The organism is Rahnella woolbedingensis (assembly GCF_003602095.1).
Classification (GTDB): domain Bacteria; phylum Pseudomonadota; class Gammaproteobacteria; order Enterobacterales; family Enterobacteriaceae; genus Rahnella; species Rahnella woolbedingensis.
In genome coordinates this window covers 50,564-67,319 of record NZ_RAHH01000017.1, presented here as the reverse complement: position 1 = coordinate 67,319, position 16,756 = coordinate 50,564, and the positions used below count along the sequence as shown (strand labels likewise).

Annotated in this window: 14 protein-coding genes; 10 read left to right on the top strand and 4 right to left on the bottom strand. The window is 51.9% G+C overall.

Annotated features, from left to right (window positions below):
- Positions 1-179: 179 nt before the first annotated feature.
- Both phoB and phoR read left to right on the top strand, forming a co-directional pair.
- On the top strand, positions 180-869 hold the full coding sequence (gene phoB / locus D6C13_RS15250; protein ID WP_112287479.1) for a phosphate response regulator transcription factor PhoB: 690 nt from the start codon (positions 180-182) through the stop codon (positions 867-869).
- A gap of 22 nt (positions 870-891) precedes the next feature.
- The gene (gene phoR / locus D6C13_RS15245) at positions 892-2,211 is read left to right on the top strand and encodes a phosphate regulon sensor histidine kinase PhoR (protein ID WP_120133564.1); all 1,320 of its coding nucleotides are present in this window, start codon (positions 892-894) and stop codon (positions 2,209-2,211) included.
- A gap of 34 nt (positions 2,212-2,245) precedes the next feature.
- On the opposite strand, the gene D6C13_RS15240 is transcribed toward phoR, so the two are convergent.
- Positions 2,246-2,578: a helix-turn-helix domain-containing protein gene (locus tag D6C13_RS15240; RefSeq protein WP_120133563.1), complete on the bottom strand. Its 333-nt coding sequence runs from the start codon at positions 2,576-2,578 to the stop codon at positions 2,246-2,248.
- A gap of 312 nt (positions 2,579-2,890) precedes the next feature.
- Between D6C13_RS15240 and D6C13_RS15235 the strand changes: the two genes are divergently transcribed.
- The 3 genes from D6C13_RS15235 (at position 2,891) to proY (ending at position 7,345) form a co-directional block, all read left to right on the top strand.
- Entirely contained in the window at positions 2,891-3,994 is a 1,104-nt protein-coding gene (locus D6C13_RS15235; RefSeq protein WP_120133562.1) for a cobalamin-independent methionine synthase II family protein, read from the top strand.
- A 444-nt stretch (positions 3,995-4,438) separates the two neighbouring features.
- On the top strand, positions 4,439-5,758 hold the full coding sequence (brnQ, locus tag D6C13_RS15230) for a branched-chain amino acid transport system II carrier protein (RefSeq protein WP_120133561.1): 1,320 nt from the start codon (positions 4,439-4,441) through the stop codon (positions 5,756-5,758).
- A 162-nt stretch (positions 5,759-5,920) separates the two neighbouring features.
- On the top strand, positions 5,921-7,345 hold the full coding sequence (proY, locus tag D6C13_RS15225; protein WP_208642900.1) for a proline-specific permease ProY: 1,425 nt from the start codon (positions 5,921-5,923) through the stop codon (positions 7,343-7,345).
- A 158-nt stretch (positions 7,346-7,503) separates the two neighbouring features.
- Here the strand turns inward: proY and ggt are convergent, their stop codons facing one another.
- The 3 genes from ggt to D6C13_RS15210 form a co-directional block, all read right to left on the bottom strand.
- Positions 7,504-9,255 carry a gamma-glutamyltransferase gene (ggt, locus tag D6C13_RS15220; RefSeq protein WP_120133559.1) on the bottom strand — a complete coding sequence of 584 codons (1,752 nt, stop codon included), beginning with the start codon at positions 9,253-9,255 and terminating at the stop codon, positions 7,504-7,506.
- Positions 9,256-9,521: 266 nt separating this feature from the next.
- The gene (locus D6C13_RS15215) at positions 9,522-10,124 is read right to left on the bottom strand and encodes a peroxiredoxin C (RefSeq protein ID WP_095924927.1); all 603 of its coding nucleotides are present in this window, start codon (positions 10,122-10,124) and stop codon (positions 9,522-9,524) included.
- 224 nt (positions 10,125-10,348) lie between these two features.
- Entirely contained in the window at positions 10,349-10,930 is a 582-nt protein-coding gene (locus D6C13_RS15210) for an ACP phosphodiesterase (protein WP_120133558.1), read from the bottom strand.
- A gap of 134 nt (positions 10,931-11,064) precedes the next feature.
- On the opposite strand from D6C13_RS15210, the gene queA reads away from it, so the two are divergent.
- From queA to secF, 5 genes are all read left to right on the top strand, one after another.
- On the top strand, positions 11,065-12,135 hold the full coding sequence (gene queA, locus D6C13_RS15205) for a tRNA preQ1(34) S-adenosylmethionine ribosyltransferase-isomerase QueA (RefSeq protein WP_120133557.1): 1,071 nt from the start codon (positions 11,065-11,067) through the stop codon (positions 12,133-12,135).
- Between the two features lie 111 nt (positions 12,136-12,246).
- Positions 12,247-13,371 carry a tRNA guanosine(34) transglycosylase Tgt gene (gene tgt / locus D6C13_RS15200; RefSeq protein ID WP_120133556.1) on the top strand — a complete coding sequence of 375 codons (1,125 nt, stop codon included), beginning with the start codon at positions 12,247-12,249 and terminating at the stop codon, positions 13,369-13,371.
- 163 nt (positions 13,372-13,534) lie between these two features.
- Positions 13,535-13,867: a preprotein translocase subunit YajC gene (gene yajC, locus D6C13_RS15195; protein ID WP_120133555.1), complete on the top strand. Its 333-nt coding sequence runs from the start codon at positions 13,535-13,537 to the stop codon at positions 13,865-13,867.
- 27 nt (positions 13,868-13,894) lie between these two features.
- On the top strand, positions 13,895-15,742 hold the full coding sequence (gene secD / locus D6C13_RS15190) for a protein translocase subunit SecD (protein WP_120133554.1): 1,848 nt from the start codon (positions 13,895-13,897) through the stop codon (positions 15,740-15,742).
- Positions 15,743-15,815: 73 nt separating this feature from the next.
- Positions 15,816-16,727, top strand: a complete 912-nt coding sequence (secF, locus tag D6C13_RS15185) for a protein translocase subunit SecF (protein ID WP_244212704.1) — start codon at positions 15,816-15,818, stop codon at positions 16,725-16,727.
- Positions 16,728-16,756: the final 29 nt, after the last annotated feature.

The following is a 16,756-nucleotide window of genomic DNA, read 5'->3' as shown; positions in this document are numbered from 1 at the left end:
CGTCGGCGGGGGAACCTGTCCCCGATAAATCAGCTCAGTTTCAGGAAGATGGCAGGAAAATATCTGTCATATTTGCCTTTATTGAGCCATCATTTTCATTCATAAATCTGTCACAAAACTGACGCATAATGGCGCCCGCAAGCAAATAAAAGAAAGCTAACCTATTGGCAGGACCTACGATGGCAAGACGTATACTGGTGGTTGAAGACGAAGCTCCAATCCGTGAAATGGTGTGTTTTGTACTGGAACAAAATGGTTATCAGGCAGTAGAAGCTGAAGATTTTGATTCAGCCGTTGGCCAGCTGGTAGAACCTTATCCTGAACTCATCCTGCTTGACTGGATGTTACCCGGCGGTTCCGGTATTCAGTTTATCAAACATCTGAAACGCGAAGCTCTGACCCGCGAAATTCCGGTGATGATGCTGACCGCCCGCGGTGAAGAAGAAGACCGGGTACGCGGCCTGGAAGTCGGTGCCGATGATTACATCACCAAACCGTTTTCTCCGAAAGAACTGGTTGCCCGCATTAAAGCCGTGATGCGCCGCATCTCGCCAATGGCGGTAGAAGAAGTGATCGACATGCAGGGTCTGAGTCTGGATCCGTCATCTCACCGGGTAATGGCCAATGAGCAGGCGCTCGACATGGGGCCGACCGAATTTAAGCTATTGCACTTCTTTATGACCCACTCCGAACGTGTTTACAGCCGCGAACAGTTGCTCAATAACGTCTGGGGCACTAACGTTTATGTGGAAGATCGCACGGTAGACGTGCATATTCGTCGTTTACGTAAAGCGCTGGAAACCAGTGGACATGACAGAATGATCCAAACTGTTCGTGGAACCGGATACCGTTTTTCAACGCGTTATTGAGTCCCCACAGCGGAGAATCTGTGTGCTAGAACGTTTGTCATGGAAACGATTGGCCGGTGAATTCTTTCTCTTTTGCCTGCCAGCGTTAATCCTCGGTATTTTTGTCGGCCATTTTGGCTGGCTACTCTTTGTGTCGCTGATGGCGGCACTGGGCTGGAATTATTATAACCAGCTCAAACTCTCTCACTGGCTGTGGCTTGACCGCAGCATCACCCCGCCAAATGGCCGCTGGAGCTGGGAGCCCCTGTTTTACGGGCTCAACCAGATGCAGATGCGTAACCGCCGTCGCCGTCGCGAATTAGGGCAACTCATCAAACGTTTTCGCAGCGGTGCGGAATCGTTACCGGACGCCGTGGTACTGACCACGGAAGAGGGCAATATTTTCTGGTGTAACGGACTGGCGCAGGATTTGCTCGGCTTCCGCTGGCCGGAAGATAACGGACAGCACATCTTTAACCTGCTGCGTTACCCGGAATTTCGTACCTGGGTCCAGACCCGTGATTTCAGCCGTGCCCTGAATCTGCAACTCAACAATGAGCATTATGTTGAGTTTCGCGTCATGCCGTATTCCGAAGGACAGTTGCTGATGGTGGCGCGCGATGTCACGCAGATGCGTCAGCTGGAAGGCGCACGGCGGAACTTCTTCGCTAACGTCAGTCATGAACTGAGAACCCCGCTGACCGTATTGCAGGGTTATCTGGAAATGATGGAAGACGCTAAGCTGGAAGAGCCCTTCCGTACCAAAGCGCTGGACACCATGCAGGAGCAAACGCGGCGTATGGACGGGCTGGTCAAACAGCTGCTGACGCTGTCGAAAATCGAAGCATCGGCAAATATCGATATGCACGAGAAAGTCGATATTTCGGTGATGCTCGGCATGCTGGAGCGCGAAGTGCAATCCTTAAGCGGTGGCCGCCATGAAGTGGTGTTCCGCGTAAACGAGAAGCTGAAGGTTTTCGGGAACGAAGATCAGCTGCGCAGCGCGGTGTCGAATCTGGTGTACAACGCCGTCAATCACACCCCGACCGGCACGCGGATTGAAGTCAGCTGGCAGCAAACGCCTCACGGGGCGCAATTCCAGATAAGCGATAACGGGCCGGGCATAGCGCCACAGCACCTGCCGCGCCTCACCGAACGTTTCTACCGTGTCGATAAAGCCCGTTCACGCCAGACCGGCGGCAGCGGGCTCGGGCTGGCCATCGTCAAGCACGCCCTGAGCCATCACAACGCCAAGCTTGAAGTAATGAGTGAAGTCGGCGTCGGCACCCGCTTTATATTTACGCTGGCGCCGAAGCTGATTGTTCCTCAGGAGCAGTCCAGCGAAAGCGGTGTGAAGGGATAAGTAAACAAGCCACAGCAAATGACTGTGGCTTTTTTCAACAAATGATTTGCAGACCTTTTTCTTCGATTAGCATCAGTAAGATCAGAGCCGCACCAGTGGGTTTGGTTTCATCCCGCTCCCACTTCTGAATACTGTTGGCCGACATATTGATGAGTCTTGCCAGTACACCCTGACTGATATTTTCTTTTGCACGCAAAGCGCGAATACGTTCAGCAGAGCTTTCTGCAAGGGCTTTCAGCCTCTCTTCCTGCACGGCTTCATCAACAATTTTGTTAATTTCGCGCATCGTGGTTTGTGAAATCACGCCAGATGAATCATGGAAGCGTTGAGCCATCCGCTGCAATTTTAGCAAACGTTCATCAACCATTAGAAATCACCTCTTTAATTAATCCAGTTCGAAGTTCTATTTCAAGTTGCTGTTGTGTGAAATTGAGCAAATCTTTAGCAACTGCCTTATACAAAGACAAAAGTTTGTCCGGCATCATGAAATATGAAGAACCGATCATGAATTTCTTTCACGTCCCATGAAGATTCCTCTGTTGCCCGTGAATAATCTGCATGACAGTATCCTGTTAAAGACGTTTAGACATCCAGATGTCTAAATGTAACGCAGCGTAATTATTTACTTTGTGAACCATTCGCATTTCGCTACCGGCGGGATGTTATTAAGGAGTTCTTCATGCAACGTACAACACCTCCATTCCGCGCTGACGTCGTCGGCAGTTTCCTGCGCCCTGCGGCGATTAAAGAAGCGCGTAAGCAATTCCAGGCCGGTGAGATTGATGCCGCACAGTTGCGTGCGGTGGAAGACACGGAAATTCGCCGGGTGGTGGATTTACAACGTGAAGCGGGTCTGCAGGTGGTCACTGACGGTGAGTTCCGCCGTGCATGGTGGCACTTCGATTTCTTCGAAGGTCTGGAAGGCGTGGAAGGTTACGATGCGGTGCAGGGGATCCAGTTCAACGGCGTTCAAACCAAAGCGCGCAGCATCAAAGTGGTCAGCAAACTCGGTTTTGGCTCACACCCGATGCTGGAAGATTTCCGTTTCCTGAAAAGTATCAGCGGAACCGCCGTACCGAAAATGACAATTCCAAGCCCGAGTGTGATGCATTTCCGCGGTGGCCGTAACGCCATCAGTAAAGAAGTGTATCCGGATTTGAAAGACTACTTTGACGATCTGGCGCAGGTTTACCGTGAAGCTATTAAGGAGTTCTACGATGCCGGTTGTCGCTATCTGCAACTCGATGACACCGTGTGGGCTTATCTGTGTTCTGAAGATCAGAAGAAGCAAATCCGCGAACGGGGTGATTCTCCGCAAGAGTTAGCGCGTACTTACGCTGACGTGCTGAACAAAGCCATCGCCGGTAAACCGGATGACATGGTGATAGGTCTGCATGTTTGCCGTGGCAACTTCCGTTCAACCTGGATTTCAGAAGGCGGCTATGAACCGGTGGCAGAGATTTTGTTCGGCGGCGTGAACATCGACGCTTTCTTCCTGGAATACGACAACGAACGTTCCGGTGGCTTTGAGCCGTTGCGTTTCATCAAAAAAGGCCATCAGCAGGCGGTACTGGGTCTGATTACCACCAAATCAGGTGAACTGGAGCTGGCGAAAACTGTAGAAGCGCGTCTGGCAGAAGCAGCAGAATATCTGGATATCAATCAGATTTGCCTCAGCCCGCAATGTGGTTTCGCTTCAACGGAAGAGGGCAACAGCCTGACTGAAGCGCAACAGTGGGAAAAACTGAAGCTGGTCGTCGATATCGCCGCCCGCGTCTGGTGATAACTGAAAGTGGTTAAATTATGACCTTGTAAAAATGCTGTGAACTGTGCGTGAAATAACCTGAGAATGGTGATTTCACGCATTTTTCGTCTTATCGGAGCATATCTTGTGCTTCATTAGTTCAAAAATCATACATATCATATGGTGTGTTTTTCACTGTATTTAGTGAATATACCTGCCTGCTGACATTAATCTGGTCAAACACTCTGCTTTTTGGATCACGGCTTGCCTTTATACGCTATAAACGTTTACCTTAGCGTCCGCTGTCGCTCGATACTCCCTGCATAACAACGTAATTTTCTGCATATCATCAGGCGTTTTTAGCTCACTTCGTTCCTCACATGGTGCTCTCTGGCTGATTTACGCCATTAATCCTTATGACGACGTGGCACGACGACAGTAACGGACACTTTATTCATTTGAACAGGCAACACGACACCAATCATGAGTACTCGTTTAACAAATAAAGATATTCTGGCGCTGGGTTTCATGACTTTCGCCTTATTCGTCGGGGCAGGGAATATCATCTTCCCGCCAATGGTGGGTCTGCAGGCAGGTCATGACGTCTGGTGGGCTGCTGCCGGCTTTATGATTACCGCGGTCGGACTCCCGGTGATGACAGTCATTGCGCTCGCCCGCGTTGGCGGCGGAGTGGATGCCCTGAGTACGCCAATTGGCCGTGGTGCCGGTATTCTTCTGGCGACCATCTGTTATCTGGCCGTCGGGCCTCTGTTTGCCACGCCGCGTACCGCGACGGTTTCCTTTGAAGTCGGTATTGCACCGATGACCGGTGACGGCCCGCTGCCGCTGCTTATCTACAGTGTGATTTATTTCTCTCTGGTGATCGGTATTTCCCTGTATCCGGGCCGTCTGCTCGATACCGTCGGCCATTTCCTGGCACCGCTGAAAATGGTCGCTCTGGCTGCACTGGGTATCGCCGCATTGCTGTGGCCGGCCGGTCAGCCAATGCCTGCTGTCGGCGCTTACCAGACGGTTCCTTTCTCCAGCGGCTTTGTTAACGGCTATCTGACAATGGATACGCTGGGTGCGCTGGTCTTCGGCATTGTTATCGTCAATGCGGCGCGTTCACGCGGTGTGACTGATGCGAAATTGCTGACCCGCTATACTGTTCTGGCCGGGCTGATTGCCGGTCTTGGCCTGATGCTGGTTTACCTGAGCCTGTTCAAACTCGGTGAAAACAGCGCCTCGCTGGTGCCGGATGCAACTAATGGTGCGGTTATCCTGCATGCTTACGTGGCACATACTTTCGGTGGTATCGGTAGCTTCTTCCTCGGTGCGCTGATCTTCATCGCCTGTATGGTTACGGCGGTTGGCCTGACCTGCGCCTGCGCAGAATTCTTTGCCCAATATCTGCCGCTGTCTTACAAAACGCTGGTGTTCATTCTGGGTCTGTTCTCGATGCTGGTGTCCAACCTCGGGTTGAGCCATCTGATTCAGATTTCCGTGCCAGTACTGACAGCGATTTATCCGCCATGTATCGCGCTGGTTGTACTGAGCTTCACCCTGCGCTGGTGGAACAGCACCACACGCATCGTGGCACCGGTGATGGTGGTGAGTCTGGTATTCGGCATTGTTGATGGTATCAAGGCTTCTGCTTTTGCTGACCTGATGCCAGCCTGGACCGCGAACCTGCCACTGGCTGCGCAAGGTCTCGCCTGGTTACCACCGTCATTATTAATGCTGGTACTGGTCGGAATTTATGACAAAATCAGCGGCCCGCGCAGTGTTACCGCGCACCAATGATTATCGGGTGAATGTTCGAAGGCTTTAAATAACGATTGTCTGACGAATATTTAGCCAAAAAGGCCACGGAGAACCCTTCCGTGGCTTTTTCATTGGCAGGTTAAAAGTTATTTTTTTAGAATTCGATTTTTTGATATTTAAAAACAACACGGGTTAATGCACATGCAGCAAGAAGCTGAACAACCAACAGCACAGAACGAAGGGCCGGGCACGAAGCTAAAACGTGGTCTGACAACGCGCCATATTCGCTTTATGGCACTGGGATCAGCCATCGGAACCGGTCTGTTTTATGGCTCTGCAGATGCCATCAAAATGGCGGGGCCGAGCGTATTGCTGGCTTATCTGGTCGGTGGGATTATCGCATTCATCATTATGCGAGCCCTTGGCGAGATGTCCGTTCACAATCCTCAGAGCGGTTCATTTGCACGTTACGCACAGGATTATCTCGGGCCGATGGCGGGTTACATCACCGGCTGGACATATTGTTTCGAAATCCTGATCGTTGCCATCGCTGATGTGACGGCATTCGGCATTTATATGGGCGTCTGGTTCCCGGATGTGCCGCAATGGACCTGGGTGCTCAGCGTAGTGCTGATTATCGGCGCGATCAATCTGGTCAGCGTGAAAGTCTTCGGCGAGCTCGAATTCTGGTTCTCATTCTTCAAGGTACTGACCATTATCATCATGATCGTGGCGGGCTTTGGCATTATCTTCTGGGGCATTGGCAACGGCGGGCAGGCGACCGGCATCCACAATCTTTGGAGCAATGGCGGCTTCTTCAGCCAGGGCATCATGGGGACGGTTCTGTCGCTCCAGCTGGTGATGTTTGCTTATGGCGGCATCGAAATCATCGGGATCACGGCCGGTGAAGCTGAAAATCCAAAGCAATCTATCCCGAAAGCGATTAACTCCGTTCCGCTGCGTATTCTGGTGTTTTACGTGGGTACGCTGTTTGTAATTATGTCCATTTTCCCATGGAATCAGGTGGGTACGCAGGGCAGTCCGTTCGTACTGACCTTCCAGCATATGGGCATTACTGCGGCGGCGGCGATCCTGAATTTCGTGGTGATCACTGCGTCCCTTTCTGCGATTAACTCTGATGTGTTCGGCGTCGGTCGTATGCTGCACGGGATGGCAGAGCAGGGACAGGCACCGAAAATGTTCAGCAAGGTTTCGCGTCTGGGCACGCCGTGGGTCACCGTTCTGGTGATGATGGCGGCACTGCTGGTGGCGGTTTATCTGAACTACATTATGCCGTCAAACGTGTTCCTGGTGATCGCTTCTCTGGCGACGTTCGCGACCGTTTGGGTATGGATTATGATCCTGTTCTCCCAGATTGGATTCCGTCGCAAGCTGAGCAAACAACAGGTGAAAGAGCTGGAATTCCCGCTGCGTGGCGGTGTATACACCTCCGTATTCGGTATTATTTTCCTGGTGTTCATCATCGGCCTGATTGGCTACTTCCCGGATACCCGCGTTTCGTTGTATGTCGGTATGGTTTGGGTCGTCGCGCTGCTGGTCGGTTATGCCTTCAAACGCCGCAACGATCGTAAGAATGAAGCACTGACGCTGAACGACAAAGCGTAAGCAAACACTTACCTTGCGGTAAAGAAAAGCCCCCGAGATCTTAGCGATCCCGGGGGCTTTTTATTGTGTAACAATCTGATTAACGAAATCATTCAGGCTTTATCAAGGCGGCAACTGAATGAAGGCAGCCAACGCAGAGACAGCCCGAAGGATGCTGGTTAATAACCGATGGCAGCGCCTGCTGGTCGCCGCACATCATTCGCGCCATACAGATAACCTTCGCGAACCTTGCCTGATACCGCCGAGTCATTACCTGAGGTGGCGGATGTCACGCCAGCAGCACCCGGTAATCCCACCATAATCAGTTCTGCAGCACCCCATGGCGTCTGTTCCACCATTTTGTAGCCCATCTTCTGCAGGATATTCAGGCTGTCCTGAGAAACGCCGCGCTGCTCGTAATAGACTTCATCCGGCAGCCACTGATGATGAATACGTGGCGCATTTACCGCTTCCTGCGGCGGCATACCGTGATCGATGACATTCAGCGCCGTCTGCAAAGTAATGGTGATGATACGCGAACCGCCCGGCGAGCCGAGAACCATGAAGGTTTTGCCGTCCTTAGTAACTAAACTCGGGCTCATCGACGATAGTGGGCGCTTACCGGGGGCGATTGAGTTTTTAACACCCTGAACCAGACCGAAGAGATTTTTCTCGCCGACTTTGGTGGTGAAATCATCCATTTCATCGTTTAGGAAGAAACCGGTACCCGGCGCGATAACCACCGAGCCAAAGAGGCCGTTGATGGTGTAAGTGGTAGAGACGGCGTTACCCATTTTATCGACGATAGAGTAATGGGTCGTTTCCGGTTTCTCATGCGGCTCCATGCCCGGCTGAACGGCCGTAGACGGCGTGGCTTTGTCGGCTTCTATTTTCTTGCGGATTTCTTCGGCGTAGCTTTTGCTGATCAAGCGGTCGATGGGGTTTTTTACAAACTCGGGGTCGCCGAGATAGGTATTTCGGTCCATATAAGCATGGCGCATGGCTTCGGTAAGAACGTGAATCGACGCCGCTGAATTGAAGCCCATGCTTTTTATGTCATAGCCTTCCACGATGTTGAGAATTTCACACATCGTCACGCCGCCGGAGCTTGGCGGTGGGGCTGAAACGAATTTATAGCCGCGATAGCTGCAGGTGATCGGCGCGTCTTCGGTGACTTTATAGTTCGCGAAATCTGCAGCTGTCAGGATACCGCCGCCTTTTTTCGAGGCTGCTTCGACAGCCGCCGGGATTTTGCCTTTATAGAAAGCATCCGGTCCGTGTTTTGAGATGGATTCCAGCGTATTGGCTAAATCGGTTTGCACCAGTTTATCGCCGGGCTGCAGCGCACTGCCGTCTTTGCGCAGGAAAATACGTGCCGCTTCTGGATCTTCTTTGAAACGGTCGACTTTGGTATCGAGAATATCGGTATCGGCGCGGGTCAGCACAAAGCCCTGACGGGCAAGTTTAATCGCCGGTGCCATCACCTGCTGGCGCGTCAGTTTGCCGTATTCCTTTTGCACCGTATCCAGCCCCAGCACCGTGCCGGGCACGCCAGCGGCAAGATAGCCGTACAGGCTGGCGCCTTTTTTCACGTTACCATCGGCATCCAGATACATATTGGCGCTGGCGGCAGCAGGGGCGGTTTCACGAAAGTTGATAAAGGTGTCTTTGCCATCGGCAAGATGCACCGTCATGAAGCCACCGCCACCGATATTGCCACAACATGGGTTGACGACGGCCTGCGCGTAACCGACAGCCACGGCGGCATCAATGGCATTACCGCCCATTTTGAGAATATCGACACCGACCTGAGAGGCCAGATATTGCGAGGTGACAACCATGCCGTTTTTGGCTTCAACCGCAGGACTGGACGCGGCGTACAACGGAAAGCTGGTCAGCAAGGCCAGCGCGATGAGTGATTTCCGTAACATAGGGGCTCCTGTTTATTACCCTGTCTTATGAGTCATAACCTTCAGGTTATTGTGTGAAAACGCTTTTTTGTGATTTTTTCCGGCAGTGTTCAGACAAATAATTATGCAAACTGCACGCCATAATGACGTCACCGGAACGTTTTCAGCGTAGACGCAAAAGGGGAGGAATGAGGAACGGGGAGAGGAAAATGTGATCGCGAAGGATTGCAGGCAAAAAAAACGGCCAGCTGGGCTGACCGTTATTGACCTTGTAATCCGTGAAGGGATTACAGGTTTGACGCGTTTTCTGTCAGGTATTTAGCTACGCCGTCCGGAGATGCGCCCATACCTTTTTTGCCTTTTTCCCACTGAGCCGGGCACACTTCGCCGTGCTCTTCGTGGAATTGCAGTGCGTCAACCATACGCAGCATTTCGTCGATGTTACGACCCAGTGGCAGATCGTTCACTACCTGGTGACGAACAACGCCTTCTTTGTCGATCAGGAAAGAGCCGCGCAGTGCAACGCCAGCGTCCGGATGTTCGATACCGTAAGCTTTCTGAATTTCGCGTTTGATGTCAGCAACCATTGCGTATTTAACTGGACCGATACCGCCTTTCTCAACAGGGGTGTTACGCCATGCGTTGTGAACGAACTCGGAGTCAAAAGAAACGCCTACCACTTCTACGCCACGTTTCTGGAATTCTTCGTAACGGTGATCGAAAGCGATCAGCTCAGAAGGACATACGAAAGTGAAGTCCATTGGCCAGAAGAAGATAACAGTTGGTTTGCCTGCAGTGTGTTTTTTGAAGTTGAAGTTTTCAACTACTTCGCCGCTGCCTAATACTGCTGCTGCGGTGAAGTCAGGGGCTGGGCGAGTTACCAGAACCATAATATTACTCCTTATGAAACCCATGAGGGTGTCGTAGGTGAGAAGGAAGGGTGAACAAAACGACTGCCAGTATAGGGGCAACCCTCGGGTGAATAAACCCCATCACACCAATCAATCAGATAGCATCCGGCTATCAGTCTTTGACGCAAGTCTCAAACTTCTTTAACAAAAACCTTTTGTTTTGCAGGGAATTGTGGGGTGATTCACAAAATTCGCGGTATTTGTCAGATTTGCCGGTCTTTCGCCTGTTGCATCATGACCGGATAAAACTGCCAAAAAAGCTGTTCCAGAGCGTCGTAATTCAGCTCGATATCGTGAAATGAACCGGTCAGCGCGCCGAGTTTTGGCCGCCGGTTGGCCATGCCGCGTAAAACATCACCAATAAAAGGCAGCACGGCATAACGTTCCATCCAGCGTTCCGGCCATAAATACGCATTCAGATTCTGAAAACGCTCAGGCATTTCAGGCAGCAGCGGTTCGATTTCCTGCTGACAGTCGTCAAGAAAATCTTCCAGCGACTGCTGCGGATGAATCGTCGCCCAGTGGCGCGAGAGAAAGTGATCCCAGACCACATCCAGCGTGATCGGCGCTACGCGGCGAAAATCATCGCGAAAATAGCTGCGCGCAATTCTGACTTCCGGCAGGGAATCCGTCATGGTATCAACGCGGCGATGCATGCGGATCCCGCTGACGATTTCAGCCGAATATTGTCCGTCAGGATTGCCGCGAACGAAGTCTGCCAGCAGGTTGCCGGTCAGGGAGCTTTCGGCCAGAGCGGCCAGATGGAGGTGAGCTAGAAAGTTCATTGGCGGAGTATAACGCAGGAAAGTTGATCTCTGACAGCGCAGCGGATGCCTTTATTGACGCAGATGCTTGCAGGGGATGCCCCGTCCCTCTAGACTAAGCCGCCTGTTTTTGTCGTTAAGTGAAGTGAAAAGCCATGCGTGTTGCCGATTTTTCTTTTGAACTCCCTGAATCCCTGATTTCCCGCTATCCGCAGACCCAGCGCAGCGGCTGTCGTTTGTTGTCTCTGGACGGGCCGAGCGGTGAGTTAACGCACGGCGTGTTCACTGACATTCTCGATAAAATCCACCCCGGTGATTTGCTGGTATTTAACAATACCCGCGTGATCCCGGCCCGCGTATTTGGCCGTAAGGTCAGCGGCGGAAAAATTGAAGTGCTGGTTGAGCGTGTACTCGATTCGCATCGCGTGCTGGCGCATGTGCGTGCGTCCAAATCGCCAAAACCGGGCGCAGAACTGCTGCTCGGTGATAAAGAAGAGATTAAAGCGACGATGGTGGCGCGCCACGATACGTTGTTCGAGCTGGAATTTAATGAAGATCGTGATGTCTTTACTCTGCTCAACGAAATCGGCCATATGCCGCTGCCACCATATATCGACCGTCCTGATGAAGAATCCGACCGCGAACTTTATCAGACCGTCTACAGCGAACGTCCGGGTGCAGTTGCCGCGCCAACTGCCGGTTTGCACTTCGATGAGCCGCTGATGGATGCGCTGAAAGCCAAAGGCGTGGAGTTTGCTTTCGTCACGCTGCACGTGGGCGCAGGGACTTTCCAGCCGGTTCGCGTGGACACCATTGAAGACCACATCATGCACGCTGAGTATGCCGAAGTGCCTCAGGAAGTGGTGGACGCGGTGCTGGCCTGTAAAGCACGCGGCAATAAAGTGGTGGCCGTGGGCACAACGTCCGTCCGTTCGCTGGAAAGCGCGGCAAAAGCCAGTGAAGATGCGCTGATTGCACCCTTCTTCGGCGATACTAAGATCTTCATCTATCCGGGTTATCACTATGACGTGATTGATTCCCTGATTACCAATTTCCACCTGCCTGAGTCGACGCTGATCATGCTGGTGTCGGCATTTGCCGGCTATAAAAATACGATGAATGCCTATCATCAGGCCGTCGCTGAGCAGTACCGTTTCTTTAGTTATGGTGATGCAATGTTCATCAACCGTAACCCGCTGGCGCCACAGGAAGTGGTCGGTCAGTAGCCTTTTTGTAAATACCGGTCCGGGCGCACTCCGTGCATCCGGGCTTTCTTTTCCGGGCGTCATGCCACGGACTTAACCTCATCAGACTGTTTCTCTGATGCTGGAGGCAATGTGAAATACGAATTAAGCACTACCGATGGCCGCGCACGCCGCGGACGTCTGGTCTTTGAACGTGGCGTGGTTGAAACCCCGGCATTTATGCCCGTGGGCACTTACGGCACTGTAAAAGGCATGACCCCGGAAGAAGTCAAAGAAACCGGCGCACAAATTTTGCTGGGTAACACTTTCCACCTGTGGCTGCGCCCGGGTCAGGAAATCATGAAGCTGCATGGCGACCTGCATGATTTCATGAACTGGCATGGCCCGATCCTCACCGATTCCGGCGGCTTCCAGGTGTTCAGCCTGGGCGCGATGCGCAAAATCAAAGAAGAAGGTGTGCATTTCCGCAACCCGATCAACGGGGATCCGGTATTCCTGAGCCCGGAAAAATCCATGGAGATCCAGAACGATCTCGGTTCCGACATCGTAATGATCTTCGACGAATGTACGCCATATCCTGCTGACTGGGACTATGCAAAACGCTCGATGGAAATGTCTTTACGCTGGGCACAACGCAGCCGCGATCGCTTCAACGAATTGAATAATAAGAATGCTTTGTTCGGGATTATTCAGGGTAGCGTTTACGAAGATTTACGAGATGTCTCATTAAAAGGGCTGGTAGATATCGGCTTTGATGGTTACGCTGTGGGCGGCCTGGCAGTAGGCGAGCCAAAAGAAGATATGCACCGTATCCTCGAACACGTTTGCCCGCAAATCCCGGAAGACAAACCACGTTACCTGATGGGTGTCGGTAAACCGGAAGATTTGGTTGAAGGCGTGCGTCGCGGTATCGATATGTTTGACTGCGTAATGCCAACGCGTAATGCGCGAAATGGTCATCTTTTCGTGACCGACGGCATCGTGAAAATCCGAAATGCTAAGCATAAAGATGACACTTCAACGCTGGATGAACACTGTGATTGCTACACATGTCGCAATTATAGCCGCGCCTACTTGCATCATCTCGACCGTTGCAACGAAATTCTTGGTGCGCGTCTGAACACGATCCATAACCTGCGCTATTACCAGCGTCTGATGGCCGGTTTACGCCAGGCTATCGAAGAGGGTAAATTAGAAACGTTTGTGACAGAATTCTACGAACGTAAAGGCAAGCCGGTTCCGCCTTTAAATTTCTGATTTCTTTCTAATATCGGCATCTTCGTAAGAGGGTGCCGATTTTATAATTTCTTGGACCGGCATTATGAGGTATTGTGCGAGACGTTTCATCGCCAGACTCCTGTTCGGATCCGCGATTTGTTTTACTACAACTTTGCTTCACAACAACAATGAGGGAAATTAAATGAGCTTTTTCATTTCCGATGCAGTCGCAGCGACCGGCGCACCGTCACAGGGAAGTCCTTACTCTCTGGTTATCATGCTGGTGGTTTTTGGTCTGATCTTCTATTTCATGATCCTGCGCCCGCAGCAGAAACGCTCTAAAGAACACAAAAAACTGATGGACTCTATCGGTAAAGGTGACGAAGTCATGACCACCGGTGGTCTGATCGGTCGCGTAACCAAAGTAGCCGAAACCGGTTATGTGGTTATCGCACTGAACGACACCAACGAAGTGATGATCAAGCGTGACTTCGTGGCAGCAGTTCTGCCAAAAGGCACGATGAAGTCTATCTAATTTTCGATTTTCCCGAAGGGAACTGCCGTGTTAAACCGTTATCCTGCGTGGAAGTATCTGATGTTGATCGTTGTGATCATCGTCGGGCTGCTTTATGCACTTCCCAACCTTTATGGTGAGGATCCGGCTGTTCAAATCACTGGTGCTCGGGGTTCCGACGCCAGTGAGGCAACGCTGGACCAAGTCCGTAACGTATTAGATCAAAGCAAAATCCAGATCAAATCAGTTGCTCTGGAGAAAGGCGCTATTCTTGCCCGTTTCAAAGACACGGATGTACAGCTACGTGCACGTGAAGCGTTGACGGAAGCGCTGGGCGACAAGTTTGTTATTGCACTGAACCTCGCGCCGGCAACGCCGCGCTGGTTGAGCATGCTGGGCGCTGAGCCGATGAAGCTGGGCCTCGACTTGCGTGGTGGTGTTCACTTCCTGATGGAAGTGGATATGGATACCGCGCTGAGTAAGCTGCAAGAGCAGACGATGGACAACATGCGCAGCGACCTGCGCGACAAGAATATTCCTTATGCCACGGTGCGTAAGCTCGACAACTATGGCGTTGAAGTGCGTTTCCGCGATGCTGCTACCCGTGATTCTGCGGTCAGCTACCTGAGCCCACGTCACCGCGATTTAGTGATCACCAACAGCGGCGATACCGCAGCTAACGTGGTGATGACTGATGCTCGCCTGAGTGAAGCGCGCGAGTATGCCGTTCAGCAAAACATCACCATCCTGCGTAACCGTGTAAACCAACTGGGTGTGGCCGAGCCGCTGGTACAGCGTCAGGGTGCTGACCGTATCGTGGTTGAGCTGCCGGGTATTCAGGATACAGCGCGTGCTAAAGAAATTTTAGGCGCGACCGCAACACTGGAATTCCGTCTGGTTAACACCAATGTGGATGCTTCTGCTGCTTCAACCGGTCGTGTACCGGGCGACAGCGAAGTGAAAAACATGCGTGATGGCCGTCCGGTGGTGCTGTACAAACGCGTGATCCTGACCGGTGACCACATCACTGACTCGTCATCCAGCATGGATGAATACAATCAGCCGCAGGTTAACATCTCACTCGACAGCGCTGGCGGTAACGCCATGTCTAACTTTACGAAGGATAACATCGGCAAACCGATGGCAACCCTGTTCGTGGAGTACAAAGACAGCGGTAAGAAAGATGCGAATGGCCGTTCCATCCTGGCGAAACAAGAAGAAGTCATCAACGTGGCGACCATTCAGTCACGTCTGGGTAACAGCTTCCGTATCACCGGGGTGAATGATCCGAATGAAGCCCGTCAGCTGTCTCTGTTGCTGCGCGCCGGTGCGTTGATCGCGCCAATTCAGATTGTTGAAGAACGGACTATCGGCCCGACTTTAGGGATGCAAAACATCACTCAGGGTCTGGAAGCGTGCTTGTGGGGCCTGGTGGCATCCATTCTGTTCATGGTGGTTTGGTATCGTAAGTTTGGCCTTATCGCAACAACTGCGCTGGTGGCAAACCTGATTCTGATTGTCGGTATTATGTCACTGTTGCCAGGTGCGACGCTGACCATGCCGGGCATCGCAGGTATCGTTCTGACCCTGGCGGTAGCCGTAGACGCCAACGTACTGATTAACGAGCGTATCAAGGAAGAGATGAAGAATGGACGTTCCATTCAGCAAGCTATCCATGAAGGCTATAAAGGCGCGTTCTCCAGTATCATTGATGCCAACATTACTACCCTGATCACGGCGATTATTCTTTATGCAGTGGGCACCGGTTCGATTAAAGGCTTTGCTATCACCACCGCTATCGGTGTGGCAACGTCGATGTTTACGTCGATCGTCGGAACCCGTGCAATCGTGAACCTGGTTTACGGCGGCAAGCGCATTAAAAAGCTGTCTATCTGAGGAGTGCGTTGTGGCACAGCAACAACCATATACTGTTGAACAACTGAACTACGGCCGTAAAGTCATCGACTTTATGCGCTGGGACAACGTGGCCTTCTGTATTTCCGGCCTGTTGTTTATCGCATCTGTTGCGATTATGGGTGTTCGCGGGTTCAACTGGGGTCTGGACTTCACTGGCGGTACCGTCATTGAAATCAGCCTTAGCCAGCCCGCGAATCTGGACACCATGCGTGCCGATCTGGAAAAAGCAGGATTCAAGGATCCTGTTGTTCAGAACTTTGGCAGCAGCCGCGATGTGATGGTTCGCCTTCCGCCTGTATCCGGTAATGCCGGTCAGGAACTGGGGAATAAAGTCCTCAGCCTGGTGAACGCGGATATCGACAAAGACGCCACCGTAAAACGTGTCGAGTTTGTCGGTCCGAGCGTAGGTAACGATTTGGCGCAGGCTGGCGGCATGGCGCTGCTGATCGCGTTGATCAGTATCCTGATTTACGTCGGTTTCCGCTTTGAATGGCGACTGGCGCTGGGTGCGGTTATCGCACTGGCGCACGACGTGATCATTACCATGGGCGTGTTGTCACTGTTCAGGATCGAAATTGACCTGACCATCATCGCGTCCCTGATGTCGGTTATCGGCTACTCGCTGAATGACTCCATCGTGGTATCGGACCGTATTCGTGAAAACTTCCGCAAAATTCGTCGCGGTAACTCTTACGAAATCATGAACGTGTCCCTGACCCAGACGTTAAGCCGTACCATTATGACCTCAGCAACTACGCTGATGGTGGTGCTGATGCTCTATATCTTTGGTGGTGCGTTGCTGGAAGGCTTCTCACTGACCATGCTGATTGGTGTGTCGATTGGTACGGTTTCGTCAATCTACGTGGCGTCTGCGCTGGCCCTGAAACTGGGTATGAAGCGTGAACACATGTTGCAGCAGAAAGTGGAAAAAGAGGGCGCAGATCAGCCTTCGATCCTTCCGTAATTTGCCGATGACTCAGTGACCGACATAGA

Coding starts and splice junctions, on each gene's coding strand:
- phoB (WP_112287479.1), top strand. CDS start 180: ATGGCAAGACGTATACTGGTGGTTGAAGACGAAGCTCCAATCCGTGAA.
- secF (WP_244212704.1), top strand. CDS start 15,816: ATGCGCTGGGACAACGTGGCCTTCTGTATTTCCGGCCTGTTGTTTATC.
- yajC (WP_120133555.1), top strand. CDS start 13,535: ATGAGCTTTTTCATTTCCGATGCAGTCGCAGCGACCGGCGCACCGTCA.
- D6C13_RS15235 (WP_120133562.1), top strand. CDS start 2,891: ATGCAACGTACAACACCTCCATTCCGCGCTGACGTCGTCGGCAGTTTC.
- ggt (WP_120133559.1), bottom strand. CDS start 9,255: ATGTTACGGAAATCACTCATCGCGCTGGCCTTGCTGACCAGCTTTCCG.
- D6C13_RS15240 (WP_120133563.1), bottom strand. CDS start 2,578: ATGGTTGATGAACGTTTGCTAAAATTGCAGCGGATGGCTCAACGCTTC.
- D6C13_RS15215 (WP_095924927.1), bottom strand. CDS start 10,124: ATGGTTCTGGTAACTCGCCCAGCCCCTGACTTCACCGCAGCAGCAGTA.
- queA (WP_120133557.1), top strand. CDS start 11,065: ATGCGTGTTGCCGATTTTTCTTTTGAACTCCCTGAATCCCTGATTTCC.
- brnQ (WP_120133561.1), top strand. CDS start 4,439: ATGAGTACTCGTTTAACAAATAAAGATATTCTGGCGCTGGGTTTCATG.
- proY (WP_208642900.1), top strand. CDS start 5,921: ATGCAGCAAGAAGCTGAACAACCAACAGCACAGAACGAAGGGCCGGGC.
- D6C13_RS15210 (WP_120133558.1), bottom strand. CDS start 10,930: ATGAACTTTCTAGCTCACCTCCATCTGGCCGCTCTGGCCGAAAGCTCC.